Below are 12,369 nucleotides of genomic sequence, written 5' to 3'. Positions count from 1 at the left end.
GCGGACAGGGGTGACCCTCAAGCGTACCGGTCCCGTCCGGGCCGGATCGCCACGGCCAGCCCTACGGCCGGCTCTCCAGCGCCGCCCGGTGCTCCCGGCGGGAGACCTCGGCCCACAGACCGGGCAGTTCGCGCTCGCGGGCGGCCGCGAGGGCCTCCTCGCGGCCGTAGAGCAGGCCGACGGTGAAGGTGGACTCCCCCGCCGTGTGTGCCTGGACGGCCAGCTCGCGCAGCGCCTCCCGCGCGACCACGCTGTCCTGGTGGTCGCCGAGCAGCTCCTGCACCTCGGTCATCAGCCCCGCGAACGCCTTCGCGGGCGCGCCGAGCGCCGGGCGGGCGACCTCGGCGGCGTAGCGGGCGCGCTTGGCGTCCTTGCGGGCCTCGTGCAGGACGACGTCGCGCTCGGGCCCCGAGGGGGCGTCCAGGACCGGTTCCAGGCGGTCCGCGAGCCGTTCGTAGTCGCGCAGCACGGCCTTGCGGATCACCTCGGCGGCCGGGCGGGCGGCGGCCTCGCGCAGCGGCGGGTCGGCCAGGAACGCGTCGAGGGTGTCGAGCAGCGCGAGATAGCGCTCGCCGTCGAGGACCCCGATCAGCCGGTCGCGCGAACCGGTGCGACGGGCGTGCGACCAGATCTCCAGCCGGGCGGCGACGGGGCCGAGCCGCAGTTCGACCGGCACCTCGGCGAGCCGTTCGCCGATGCGCGCGGTGAGCACTTCGCGGTCCCGGTCGATGCCCAGCTCGGCGGCCAGCCACTTCAACTCGGCGCCGATGGGGTCGGTGACGGTGCGGTCCAGGACCTTGCGGTACGAGCGGAAGGCGCTGCGCAGTCGGCGGGTGGCGACCCGCATGCGGTGCACGGAGTCGTAGGTGTCCAGGCGCACGGCGGGGTCGAGGGTGACGATCGCGGTGATCTGGCGGCGTACATAGTCCAGGACGATGTCACCGGCGGTGGCCGTGGCCTTCTTCTTCCCTGCGGCCTTCTCTCCGGCCTTCTTCTTGCCGGGCTTCTTTCCGGGCTTCCGGCCGGCCTTCTTCTGTCCGCCCTCGCGCGGGCCGGTTTCGGCCAGGGCGCGGGCGAGCTTGGAGGGGAGGTCGGCACGGCGCAGCCCGGCGTCCGTCAGATGCGGTTCCAGGGTGTCGAGCAGCGCGGGGTCGCCGCCCTCGGCCAGCTCCACTTCGACCTCGGTCCAGCTCACCGGGTCGCTGGGGGCCGGGGCCAGTCGGCGCGCGGTGACGGTGTCGGCGGACAGCTCGGCGAGCAGCGTGCCGTCGCCGTCCACGAGGTGCCGGACGTTCCGCTCCGACAGCAGGTGGACGAGGGGTACGAGGCCGGTGCCGCGGATGCGGGAGCGTACGAGGCCCGCGAGGTGGGCGGGCAGCGTGTCCGAGAGCGGGGCGCGGATCTCGTCCCGTACGTCCGGGCCCACCGGCAGCTTGAGGTGCCAGCCGGCGTCGTCGCCCCCGGTGCGGCGGCGCAGCGTGATGCCGTCGGCGGCGAGCCGCTGCCCGGGGGTGTCGTAGTACGTGGCGTCGAGCGTCACGACGCCCCGGTCCCTCACCTGCGCGATTCCGGCGACCCCGGCCAGCTCGGGCAGGCCGCCGGTCCCGGCGTCACCATCGGTGGTCTCGTACTTGCGTTCGATCTCCCGCATCATGTCCACCATGGCCTGAATGTAGTCGCCCGGCGCCCTCGACGGGAGGCCCCTCGGCGCGGATCAGGCCGATACGGGTCGTTGCACCTTGATGGACTGGAGCAGCCCGATCCCGATCCATACGGCGAACATCGACGAGCCGCCGTACGAGACGAACGGCAGCGGCAGACCGGCCACCGGCATGATGCCCAGCGTCATCCCGATGTTCTCGAACGACTGGAACGCGAACCAGGCGATGATCCCGGCCGCGACGACCGTCCCGTACAGCTCGGTGGTGCCCCGGGCGATCCGGCAGGCGCGCCACAGGACGACGCCCAGCAGCACGATGATCAGGCCCGCGCCGAGGAAGCCCAGCTCCTCCCCCGCGACCGTGAAGACGAAGTCCGTCTGCTGCTCGGGCACGAACTGGCCGGTGGTCTGGGTGCCGTGGAACAGCCCCTTGCCGGTGAGACCGCCCGAGCCGATCGCGATGCGCGCCTGATTGGTGTTGTAGCCGACGCCCGCCGGGTCCAGGGCGGGGTTGGCGAAGGCGGCGAAGCGGTCGATCTGGTACTGGTCGAGGACGTGCAGCTGCCAGATCAGCAGCGCGCCGAGCACCGCGGTGGTGATCAGCCCGGCGATCCAGCGGTTGGACGCGCCGGAGGAGAGGAGCACCGCGAGCACGATCACCGCCATGACCATCACCGAACCGAGGTCCGGCATCAGCATCACGATCGCGATGGGCAGCGCGGCCAGGCCGAGCGCCTGGACGACCGTGCGGTGGTCGGGACTGAGCCGGTCGCCCGCGTCGACGCGCGCGGCCAGCAGCATCGCCATGCCCAGGATGATCGTGATCTTGGCGAACTCGCCGGGCTGGAGGGAGAACCCGGCACCGATCACGATCCACGCGTGCGCGCCGTTGATGGTCGAGCCCAGCGGGGTGAGGACGGCGAGGACGAGGATGACGGACAGCCCGTACAGCACCGGCACCGCGCCGCGCAGGGTGCGGTGGCCGAGCCAGACCGTGCCGATCGCGAGCAGCAGCCCGATGCCGGTGTTCAGGGCGTGCCGGACCAGGAAGTAGTACGGATCGCCCTGGTTCAGCTCGGTGCGGTTGCGGGTCGCCGAGTACACCAGCACCGTGCCGATCGCGGACAGCGCGAGGCAGGTGAGCAGCAGCACCCAGTCCAGGCGGCGCAGCAGCGAGTCCCGCGCCATGAGCTTGCGCCAGGTGCCGCGCTCGGGGGTGAAGCGGGGGACGGAGTAGCCGTGGGTGGACGCGCTCACTGCTGCGCACCTCCCCGCCGCCGGGTGTCGCCGAGCAGGGCGAACGGCTTGCCCACCGGCTGGGCCTCGATCGAACCGTCGGAGGAGATCTTGGGGAGGTCGGCCTGCGGCGTGGGCAGCAGCGCCTTCTTCTTATCGATCTTGCCCTTGCCGTCGACCCCGTACAGCGCGTTGTAGATCTTGCGCACGGCCGGACCCGAGGCGCCGGAGCCGGTGCCGCCCTGCGAGATCGTCATGACGACCGAGTAGTCCTTGGTGTACGTCGCGAACCACGAGGTGGTCTGCTTGCCGTAGACCTCCGCGGTACCGGTCTTGGCGTGCATCGGGATCTTGTCCTGCGGCCAGCCCTGGAACCGCCAGGCGGCGGTGCCCCGGGTGGCGACGCCCGCGAGCGCCTGGTCGATCCGGTCGTGGGTGTCGCCCTTCATCGGCAGCTTGCCGTGGGACTTGGGCTTGATCTCCTGGATGTGCTTGCCGTCCGGGCTGACGATCGCCTTGCCGACGGTCGGGTCGTAGAGCGTGCCGCCGTTGCTGATCGCCGCGTAGATCGTGGCCATCTGGATCGGGGTGACGAGGGTGTCGCCCTGGCCGATCGAGTAGTTGACGGAGTCACCGGCGCGCATCTTCATGCCCTCGAGGCAGTTCTCGTAGGACAGCCGCTGGGTGTAGTTCCCGTCCTTCTTGCCGTTCTTGCACCAGGCGTCCTTGTTGGCCTTCCAGAAGTCCTTCTTCCACTGGCGGTCCGGGACCCGGCCGCTGACCTCGTTGGGGAGGTCGACGCCGGTCTCCTTGCCGAGGCCGAACTGATGGGCGGTCTTGTAGAACCAGTCCGCCGCGTTCTTCTTGGGCTTGTTGCCGCCGTCCTTCTTCCACTGCTCGTAGGCGAGCCGGTAGAAGACGGTGTCGCAGGAGACTTCCAGCGCGCGGCCGAGGCTGATCCCGCCGTGGTTCTCGGACTCGAAGTTCTTGAAGACCTGGCCACCGATGTTGAACGAGCTGGTGCAGGCGTAGGGCCCGTCGAAGTCGTACCCGGCGTTGACCGCCGCGGTCGTCGGGATCACCTTGAAGATCGAGCCGGGGGCCGCCTGGCCCTGGATCGCCCGGTTCAGCAGCGGGTAGTTGCTGTCCTTGCCGGTGAGCTTCTTGTAGTCCTTGCCGGAGATGCCGCCGACCCAGGCGTTGGGGTCGTAGGCCGGGTTGGACGCCATCGCCACCACCCGGCCGGTCTTGGCCTCCATGACGACCACCGAGCCGGAGTCCGCCTTGTACTTCGTGCCGGTGTTCCGGTCGTACTGCTTGCGGGCGTCCTTCATCGCCTGGTCCAGTTCTTTCTCCGCGACCGCCTGGACGCGTGCGTCGAGGCTGGTGACGACGTTGTCACCGGGCCGGGCCTGCTGGCTCTCCCGCTGGCCGATGACGCGGCCGAGGTTGTCGACCTCGTAGCGGGTCACCCCCGCCTTGCCGCGCAGCTTGCTGTCGTACTCGCTCTCCAGCCCGTTGGAGCCGACCTGGTCGGAGCGGAGCAGCGGCGACTTGGTGTGCTCGGCCTTCTTGATCTGCTCGTCGGTGACCGGCGAGAGGTAGCCGAGCACCTGGGCGGCGTTGGAACCGGCCGGGGCTGCGTAGCGGCGCACGGCGGTGGGCTCGGCGCTGATCCCGGGGAAGTCCTCTTCGCGCTCGCGGATCTGGAGCGCCTGCTTGGCGCTGGCCTCGTCCGTGATCGGGATGGGCTGGTACGGGGAGCCGTTCCAGCAGGGCTGCGGGGTCTCGGCGTCGCACAGCCGGACCTTGTCCTTGACGTCCTTGGGCTTCATGCGGAGGACGCCCGCGAGCCGGGTGAGGACGGCCTCGCCGTCGTCGGGCTCCTTCATCAGCGCGGTGCGGCTGGCGGAGACCACGAGCCGGGTCTCGTTGTCGGCGAGGGGCACCCCGCGGGCGTCCAGTATCGAGCCGCGCACGGCCGGGTGGACGACCTGCTGGACGTGGTTGTTGGCGGCCTTCTCGGTGTATTCGTCGCCGTTGCGGATCTGTAGGTACCAGAGACGTCCGCCGAGGGTGAGCAGGAGCGAGAAGACGAGGATCTGGATGGCGACGAGGCGGACGGTGACCCGGGGAGTCCGTCCGGTCTCCGGGATATTGCTCATGGCGCTCCGTTGAGGGTGGAGGCGGGAGACGGGAGGGCTGTGGGCGACCGGAGGGCGGCGGGGGTCGGCGGGAGGACGGTGCTCACAGGCGCTTGACCCCCTTGAGCTTGACGCGGCCGTCCTTGATGCGGCCGGTCCGCTTCGTCGCCTTCGTCAGCAGGCCGCCGCCCTGGCCGCCGAACCGGGCGGCCCGGCCGGGGCGACGGAACCGGCTCATCCGGCCGGCCCGGATGCTGCCCGCGGAGGTGATCCAGCGGGTGCCGCCCTCGGTGCCGGTGCCGCCGGTGCTGTCGGCCATCCGGTCGTTCTCCCCGCGTCTGGCCAACCCCATGATCAGCGGCACCGTGAAGGGCGCCAGCAGCAGGTCGTAGAGGGCGGCCGTGAACAGCAGCTGGCCCAGGCCCACATGGCGGGCCGCGTCGTCGCCGACGAGGATGCCGACCCCCGCGTACAGCAGCGTGGCGCCGATGGCCGCCGCGACGACCACCGCCATCGGCCCGGCGGCCGACCGGAGCTGGCCGCTCTCGGGCTTGGCGAGCCCCGCCAGATAGCCGACCACGCACAGCACCAGGGCGTAGCGCCCGGCGGCGTGGTCGGCGGGCGGGGCGAGGTCGGCGAGCAGCCCGGCGCCGAAGCCGACCAGGGCGCCGCCGGTGTGGCCGTAGACCAGCGCGAGGCCGAGGACGACGAGCAGCAGCAGGTCGGGAACGGCGCCGGGGAGTTGCAGCCGGGCGAGGACGCAGATCTGGACGACGAGGGCGACGACGACGAGGACGGTGGACAGGAGGACACGGTTGAGGCGCAGCATCGGTCAGCTCCTGTCGGCCGGGTTCGTGGCGGTGGCGGAGGGGGTGGCCGTGACGGTGACCGTGGGCGCGGGCTTGGGCTTCGCGGGCTTGGGCGGCAACACGGTGTCGCGCGGGTTGGAGCGCGGCGGCTGGACGACCACGCCGACGATGTCCAGCCTGCTGAAGCGGACGTAGGGGCGCACCTGGAGGGTGCGGGTGAGGTCGCCGCCGGTGGGGTCGACGCGGACCACCTTGCCGACCGGGACGCCGGGCACGAACGGCCTGTCGGCCTGGGAGCCGAAGGTGACGAGCCGGTCGCCCTTCTTGATCTTGGCCTTGCCGTTGAGGAGCTGGACGTGCAGGGAGCGGTCGCCGCGGCCGGTGGCGAAGCCCAGCTCGCTGGACTTCTCCATCCGGGTGCCGACGGTGAAGTCGGGGTCGATGGCGAGCAGCACGGTGGAGGTGGAGGGACCGACCGTGGTGACCCGGCCGACGAGTCCGTCGCCGTTGATGACGGTCTGGTCGCGCTGGATGCCGTCGTCGCTGCCGACGTCGAGGGTGACGGTCCAGGAGAAGCCCTGGGAGGCGCCGATGCCGATGACTTCGGCGCCCTTGATGCCGTACTGGCCGGTGCCCGCGACCCGGCGCAGCTTGTCGAGTTCGACGGAACGGGCGCGGTTGCGGTCGTCGCTGCCGAGCCGCTGCCTGAGTCTGGTGTTCTCCTGCTCCAGTTGACTGATCCGGTTGTGCCGCGCATCGGAGTCCCGGACGGCGGCGACGGCGTTGCCGACCGGATCGACGGCGCTCGCGACGCCGTCCTCCACCGGGCCGAAGGCGGAAGCGGCGGCCTGACGGGCGCCGTCGAGGGGCGAGTCCTCGCCGCCGCGGATGTCCACCGTGATCAGTGCGAACGCGATGGCGATCAGCAGCACCAGGAGCAGCCGGCTCTCTCGTGTGTCCCTCACGTGCGGCGACGTGCCTTCCTCGTCGAAGTCGGACCGGTCCCGATCTCGTTGTGGCCGTCCGGTCCTTAAGGAGCCTTATGCCTGTATATCAGCGGATCCGCCGATGCGCCGTACGGGCGACACACCGCCCGCACGGCCGATCCGCCTGGTTGTCATCTGCGCGGCTGGGCGTCCAGCACCTGCTGGAGCGCCTCGAATTCCTCCACGCACTTGCCGGAGCCGAGGGCGACCGAATCCAGCGGATCCTCGGCGATGTGGATGGGCATGCCAGTCTCGCGGCGCAGCCGCTCGTCGAGGCCGCGGAGCAGCGCGCCGCCGCCGGTGAGCACGATGCCGCGGTCCATGACGTCACCGGACAGCTCCGGCGGGCACTTGTCGAGCGTGGTCTTGACCGCGTCGACGATGGAGTTGACCGGCTCCTCCATGGCCTTGCGGACCTCGGCGGCGGAGATCACGACGGTCTTGGGGAGCCCGCTGACCAGGTCACGGCCGCGGATCTCGGTGTGCTCCTCTTCCTCGCTCTCGAACGCGGAGCCGATCGTGATCTTGATGTTCTCGGCGGTGCGCTCGCCAAGGAGGAGGCTGTACTCCTTCTTGATGTGCTGGATGATCGCGTTGTCCAGCTCGTCGCCGGCCACCCGGATGGACTGGGCGGTGACGATGCCGCCGAGCGAGATGACGGCGACCTCGGTGGTGCCGCCGCCGATGTCCACCACCATGTTGCCGGTGGCCTCGTGGACCGGGAGACCGGAACCGATGGCCGCGGCCATCGGTTCTTCGATGATGTGCACCTGGCGGGCGCCCGCCTGAGTGGACGCCTCGATGACGGCGCGGCGCTCGACTCCGGTGATTCCGGACGGAACGCACACGACCACCCGGGGCCGGGCCAGATAGCGGCGCTTATGGATCTTCAGAATGAAGTACCGCAGCATCCGCTCGGTGATCTCGAAGTCGGCGATAACGCCGTCCTTGAGCGGACGCACGGCGACGATGTTGCCAGGGGTGCGGCCGATCATCTTCTTTGCCTCGGCGCCCACGGCGAGAATTCCGCCGGTGTTGGTGTTGATGGCGACGACGGATGGCTCGTTGAGGACGATCCCGCGGCCCCTGACGTACACCAGCGTGTTGGCGGTCCCGAGGTCGACAGCCATGTCACGGCCGATGAACGACATGTTGTTCCCCATGAGGATACGTCAGGCCTTCCCTGCTGGAGCGATTGCTTGCTTGAGGTCGGCAGGATGTGGTGCGCTGCGAGCGCGGAAGCTTCATCGTAGTCACGCCCGCGCGAACACGCTGCGGGGGTCCTCCGCCATTGTCAGCAGAACACGAGCCCGCCCCCTCTAATGGTGACGTCGTGTCGCGGAGATGCGTTCCCCCGATCGGCTCGCATATGCCAAGGGGCGGCCGAGAAATTCGACCGCCCCCAGGTCAGCAGGGGTGTGACCACCTGATGATCGATCAGAGTGAGATCAAGCCGAGATCAGGTGGGATCAGGCGAGACCGGGAAAGAAAATCTTGATTTCCCGCTCCGCCGACTCTTCGGAGTCCGAGGCATGGATCAGATTTTCCCGAACGATGGTGCCGAAATCGCCACGGATGGAACCGGGCGCCGCGGCGATCGGGTCGGTCGGACCGGCCAGCGCCCGGACGCCCTCGATCACGCGCTCGCCCTCGACGACCAGCGCCACGACCGGCCCGGAGGACATGAACTCCACCAGGGGCTCGTAGAACGGCTTGCCGACGTGCTCGGCGTAGTGCTGCTCCAGCAGCTCACGGCCCAGCCGGCGCAGCTCCAGGGCGGAAATCGTCCAGTCCGCCTTCTGCTCGATCCGGCCGAGAATCTCGCCCACCAGTCCGCGTCGTACGGCGTCGGGCTTGAGAAGGACGAGCGTGCGCTGGCTCACGGTGCGGGCTCCTTTGGCAGTGACAGAGAAGGAAGTGGCATGCGGGTGAAGCTGTGCGGCTGAGGCTACATGGGTGATCGTCGGCCACGTCACGCAGCGTCAGGCGAGGCGGCGGAGGCCGCGGCGAACCGCTCCTTCGCCTGGTCGACCTTGCGGCCGAAGTGGACCGAGGCCCACCAGAGCGCGGCGAAGACCACGCCGAGGAAGAACATGGTGGTCACGACGAAGCCGCTCAGCACCAGCCCGATCTGGAGGGCCCAGCCGATCTGCACCGCGCCGGGACGGCTCAGCATCCCGCACAGCAGCACACACAGTGCCATGGCGATACCGCAGACCGTCCACACGGTCCCCATCGACAGGCCGGACACCTTCATCGCGACCAGCCCGGCGAAGCCGATCACGAAGAACTCGCCGATCAGAGTGGAGGCGCACAGCGTCCGCATTTCAGCCCTTTCCCAGAAGCAGCCGGGCCTCGCCGACCGTGATGACCGACCCGGTGACCAGCACCCCCGCCCCAGCGTATTCGCCCTCTTCCTCCGCGAGGGTGATCGCGGCCTCCAGGGCGTCGTCCAACCGGGGCTCGACCTGCACCCGCTCGGAACCGAACACCTCGACCGCGAGCCCGGCCAACTCATCCGCGTCCATCGCACGATGGCTGGAATTACGGGTCACCACGATTTCGGCGAAAATCGGCTCAAATGCTTCCAAGAGCCCACGAACGTCCTTGCCGTCACTCGCCCCGACCACGCCGATGAGCCGACTGAAGTCGAACGCCTCGGTGACCGCCTCGGCCGCCGCCCGGGCGCCCCCGGGGTTGTGCGCCGCGTCCAGCACCACGGTCGGGCTGCGGCGCACCACCTCCATCCGGCCCGGCGAGCTGACCGAGGCGAAGGCGGAGCGGATGGTGTCCAGGTCCAGCGGCCGGGCGTGCTGGGAGCCGACGCCGAAGAACGCCTCGACGGCGGCCAGCGCCACCGCCGCGTTGTGCGCCTGGTGGGCGCCGTGCAGCGGGAGGAAGATCTCGGGGTACTCGCCGCCGAGGCCGCGCAGCGTCAGCAGCTGGCCGCCGACCGCCACCTCGCGGGAGACCACCCCGAACTCCATGCCCTCGCGGGCCACCGTGGCATCCACCTCGACGGCGCGCTTGAGCACCACGGAAGCGGCCTCCACGGGCTGCTGCGCGAGCACCACCGTGGCGTCCTGCTTCACTATCCCGGACTTCTCGGCCGCGATCTCCTCCGGAGTGGTGCCGAGCCGGTCGGTGTGGTCGAGGGAGATCGGCATGATCACCGCGACGTCCGAGTCGATCACATTGGTGGCGTCCCAGGAGCCCCCCATGCCGACCTCGACGACCGCGATGTCCACCGGCGCGTCCGCGAAGGCCGCGTACGCCATGCCGGTGAGCACCTCGAAGAACGACAGCCGGTACTCCTGCCGGGCGTCGACCATCTCGATGTACGGCGCGATGTCCTGGTAGGTCTCGATGAAGCGCTCGGCGGAGATCGGCGCCCCGTCCAGGCTGATCCGCTCGGTGACGGACTGCACGTGCGGGCTGGTGTAGCGACCGGTGCGCAGCTCGAAGGAGCCCAGCAGCGCCTCGATCATGCGGGCGGTGCTGGTCTTGCCGTTCGTCCCGGTGATGTGGATCGAGGGGTAGGCCCGGTGCGGCGAGCCGAGGATGTCCAGCAGCCCTTCGATGCGCACCAGCGAGGGGTCGAGCTTGGTCTCCTCCCACCGCGTGGCCAGCTCCGCCTCCACCTCGCGCAGCGCGCGGTCCACCTCGGGGTCGGCGGGACGGGCCGGGATGCCGTCGCCCTCCGGCGGGCCGGACTGCGCACGCAGCGTGCGGCTGCCGGCCTCGATCACCGCCAGATCGGGGTCGCGGTCGGTCTCGGCACCGACGATCTCGTCGAATTCATCCGATTCGTTCTGTTCGTCCGGTTCGTTCTGGGGGCGCTCGCTCACACGGACCAGTCTACGAGTGACCCCTGACAGGCCGAGGAAGCGCCCACGCGCTCCCGGAACGGTCCCTCGGGACGGCCCCTCAGGAGGCCGCCCCGCCGCCCACGGCGGCCGACATCATCGACTTGGCGATCGGCCCGGCCAGGCCACCGCCGGAGATGTCCGCGCGCGGGGCGTCGCTGTCCTCGACCACCACCGCGACCGCGATCTTGTGGCCGCTGCCGTCATCCGCGTAACTCACGAACCACGCGAACGGATTACCGCTGTTGTTCTCGCCGTGCTGCGCGGTACCGGTCTTGCCGCCGACCTCGACCCCGGGGATCTTCGCGTTGGTGCCCGTGCCCTTCTGCACCACCGTCTGCATCGCCGACCGCAGCTCCTTCGCCGTGGACCCCGACATCGCCCGGGTGATGGTCTCCGGGTGGGTGCGGTCGAGCGCGCTGGCGTTCCCGTCCGTCGTGCGGTCCACCTCGTACGGCTTCATCAGCTTGCCGTCGTTCGCGATCGCCGAGGAGACCATCGCCATCTGGAGGGGGGTCGCGGTCACGTCGAACTGGCCCATGCCGGTCAGCGCCGTCTGCGAGCGGTCCATGCCGCTCGGGTACACGCTCTTCGCCGCGCGCACCGGGATGTCCAGCTCCGAGGCGTCGAAGCCCAGCTTCTTGGCCTCGGCGCCCAGCTTGGACTCGCCCAGGTCCACGGCCATCTTCGCGAAGACCGTATTGCACGAGTACTGGAGGGCCGTGCGGATCGTCGCGTTCTTGCAGGGCGCCGACGCGTTCTCGTTCTTCATGTCGGTGACCGTGCCCGGCAGCCGGTACGGGTCCGGGCTCTTGGTCGGCTCGTCCACCGACGAGTACAGCCCGTCCTCCAGGGCGGCCGCCGCGACCACCAGCTTGAACGCCGACCCCGGCGGATACGTCTGGCGCAGCGCCCGGTTCAGCATCGGCTGATCCTTGTCCTTCGACAGCTTCAGCCAGTTCTTCTGGTCGGAGGTGCCGGACCCGGCGAAGGCACTCGGGTCGTACGACGGCGTGCTGGCCAGGGCGAGCACCTTGCCGGTCTCCGGGTCGAGCGCCACGGCCGCGCCGGTGTTGTTCCCCAGCCCCTTGTACGCGGCCTCCTGCACGGCCGGGTCGATCGTGGTCATCACGTCGCCCGGCTTGGACGGCTCCCGGGTGAGCGCCTGGAGGGGGTTCTTCAGCCGGGTGTCGGAGCCGTCGAGCACGGACCGGTCGAGGGCCTCCAGCTGGTTGCTGCCGTACGACTGCGAGGCATAGCCGGTGACCGGCGCGTAGACCTTCCCGTCCTTATAGGTCCGCTTGAACTTCAGATCGCCGGTGGTGGCGGAGGAGCCGGTGATGGGCTTGCCCCCGGCCATGATGTTGCCCAGCGGGTTCGCGTACTGGCTGATGGCCGTGCGTTCGTTGTGGGAGTTGTCCCGGAAGCCGCCGCCCTCCACCACCTGGACATAGGTGACCCAGGCGAGCAGGACCAGCACGAGCAGCAGGGAGAAGACCGAGGCGCGCCGCAGCGGTTTGTTCATGGGAGGGGGGGAGCTCCTTCCGGGACGTACGGGTGGATAACTCCCGGAAGACGGCTACGGGTTCCCGGCTGAGCCCGTGGATGGGCTTCCCCCGGGCCACTGTGGGACATCGCACACCGGCCCTGAAGCACGGAGCGCCCCCG

At 70.0% G+C, this 12,369-nt stretch carries 10 protein-coding genes; all 10 read right to left on the bottom strand.

The genetic code is table 11. The features are described from left to right. Positions 1 to 61: 61 nt before the first annotated feature. Positions 62 to 1,663, bottom strand: coding sequence for a CYTH and CHAD domain-containing protein (locus LCH29_RS34825; RefSeq protein WP_446465675.1), 1,602 nt, complete (start codon positions 1,661 to 1,663; stop codon positions 62 to 64). 51 nt (positions 1,664 to 1,714) lie between these two features. Next, positions 1,715 to 2,848: a rod shape-determining protein RodA gene (rodA, locus tag LCH29_RS34820; RefSeq protein ID WP_446465752.1), complete on the bottom strand. Its 1,134-nt coding sequence runs from the start codon at positions 2,846 to 2,848 to the stop codon at positions 1,715 to 1,717. A 65-nt stretch (positions 2,849 to 2,913) separates the two neighbouring features. Continuing rightward, the gene (gene mrdA / locus LCH29_RS34815; RefSeq protein WP_446465674.1) at positions 2,914 to 5,061 is read right to left on the bottom strand and encodes a penicillin-binding protein 2; all 2,148 of its coding nucleotides are present in this window, start codon (positions 5,059 to 5,061) and stop codon (positions 2,914 to 2,916) included. An 82-nt stretch (positions 5,062 to 5,143) separates the two neighbouring features. Beyond that, positions 5,144 to 5,866: a rod shape-determining protein MreD gene (gene mreD, locus LCH29_RS34810; protein ID WP_446465751.1), complete on the bottom strand. Its 723-nt coding sequence runs from the start codon at positions 5,864 to 5,866 to the stop codon at positions 5,144 to 5,146. A 6-nt stretch (positions 5,867 to 5,872) separates the two neighbouring features. Beyond that, positions 5,873 to 6,814, bottom strand: a complete 942-nt coding sequence (mreC, locus tag LCH29_RS34805) for a rod shape-determining protein MreC (RefSeq protein WP_446465673.1) — start codon at positions 6,812 to 6,814, stop codon at positions 5,873 to 5,875. A gap of 152 nt (positions 6,815 to 6,966) precedes the next feature. Further along, complete coding sequence (locus LCH29_RS34800; protein ID WP_039941926.1) at positions 6,967 to 7,986, bottom strand: rod shape-determining protein; 1,020 nt, start codon at positions 7,984 to 7,986, stop codon at positions 6,967 to 6,969. Between the two features lie 318 nt (positions 7,987 to 8,304). Beyond that, positions 8,305 to 8,718, bottom strand: coding sequence for a nucleoside-diphosphate kinase (ndk, locus tag LCH29_RS34795; RefSeq protein WP_123104827.1), 414 nt, complete (start codon positions 8,716 to 8,718; stop codon positions 8,305 to 8,307). A gap of 89 nt (positions 8,719 to 8,807) precedes the next feature. Continuing rightward, entirely contained in the window at positions 8,808 to 9,161 is a 354-nt protein-coding gene (locus LCH29_RS34790; protein ID WP_009717936.1) for a DUF4233 domain-containing protein, read from the bottom strand. 1 nt (position 9,162) lies between these two features. Beyond that, positions 9,163 to 10,683, bottom strand: coding sequence for a bifunctional tetrahydrofolate synthase/dihydrofolate synthase (gene folC / locus LCH29_RS34785; RefSeq protein WP_446465672.1), 1,521 nt, complete (start codon positions 10,681 to 10,683; stop codon positions 9,163 to 9,165). Positions 10,684 to 10,762: 79 nt separating this feature from the next. Then, positions 10,763 to 12,226, bottom strand: coding sequence for a peptidoglycan D,D-transpeptidase FtsI family protein (locus tag LCH29_RS34780; protein WP_446465671.1), 1,464 nt, complete (start codon positions 12,224 to 12,226; stop codon positions 10,763 to 10,765). Between the last annotated feature and the right edge of the window lie 143 nt (positions 12,227 to 12,369).

It is taken from the genome of Streptomyces sp. BRA346 (assembly GCF_052851135.1).
Note: the sequence above shows the minus strand (reverse complement) of the source record. Positions and strands in the feature narration are given on the sequence as shown.

Coding starts and splice junctions, on each gene's coding strand:
- LCH29_RS34790 (WP_009717936.1), bottom strand. CDS start 9,161: ATGCGGACGCTGTGCGCCTCCACTCTGATCGGCGAGTTCTTCGTGATC.
- LCH29_RS34825 (WP_446465675.1), bottom strand. CDS start 1,663: ATGGTGGACATGATGCGGGAGATCGAACGCAAGTACGAGACCACCGAT.
- LCH29_RS34780 (WP_446465671.1), bottom strand. CDS start 12,226: ATGAACAAACCGCTGCGGCGCGCCTCGGTCTTCTCCCTGCTGCTCGTG.
- rodA (WP_446465752.1), bottom strand. CDS start 2,848: ATGGCGCGGGACTCGCTGCTGCGCCGCCTGGACTGGGTGCTGCTGCTC.
- LCH29_RS34800 (WP_039941926.1), bottom strand. CDS start 7,986: ATGTCGTTCATCGGCCGTGACATGGCTGTCGACCTCGGGACCGCCAAC.
- mrdA (WP_446465674.1), bottom strand. CDS start 5,061: ATGAGCAATATCCCGGAGACCGGACGGACTCCCCGGGTCACCGTCCGC.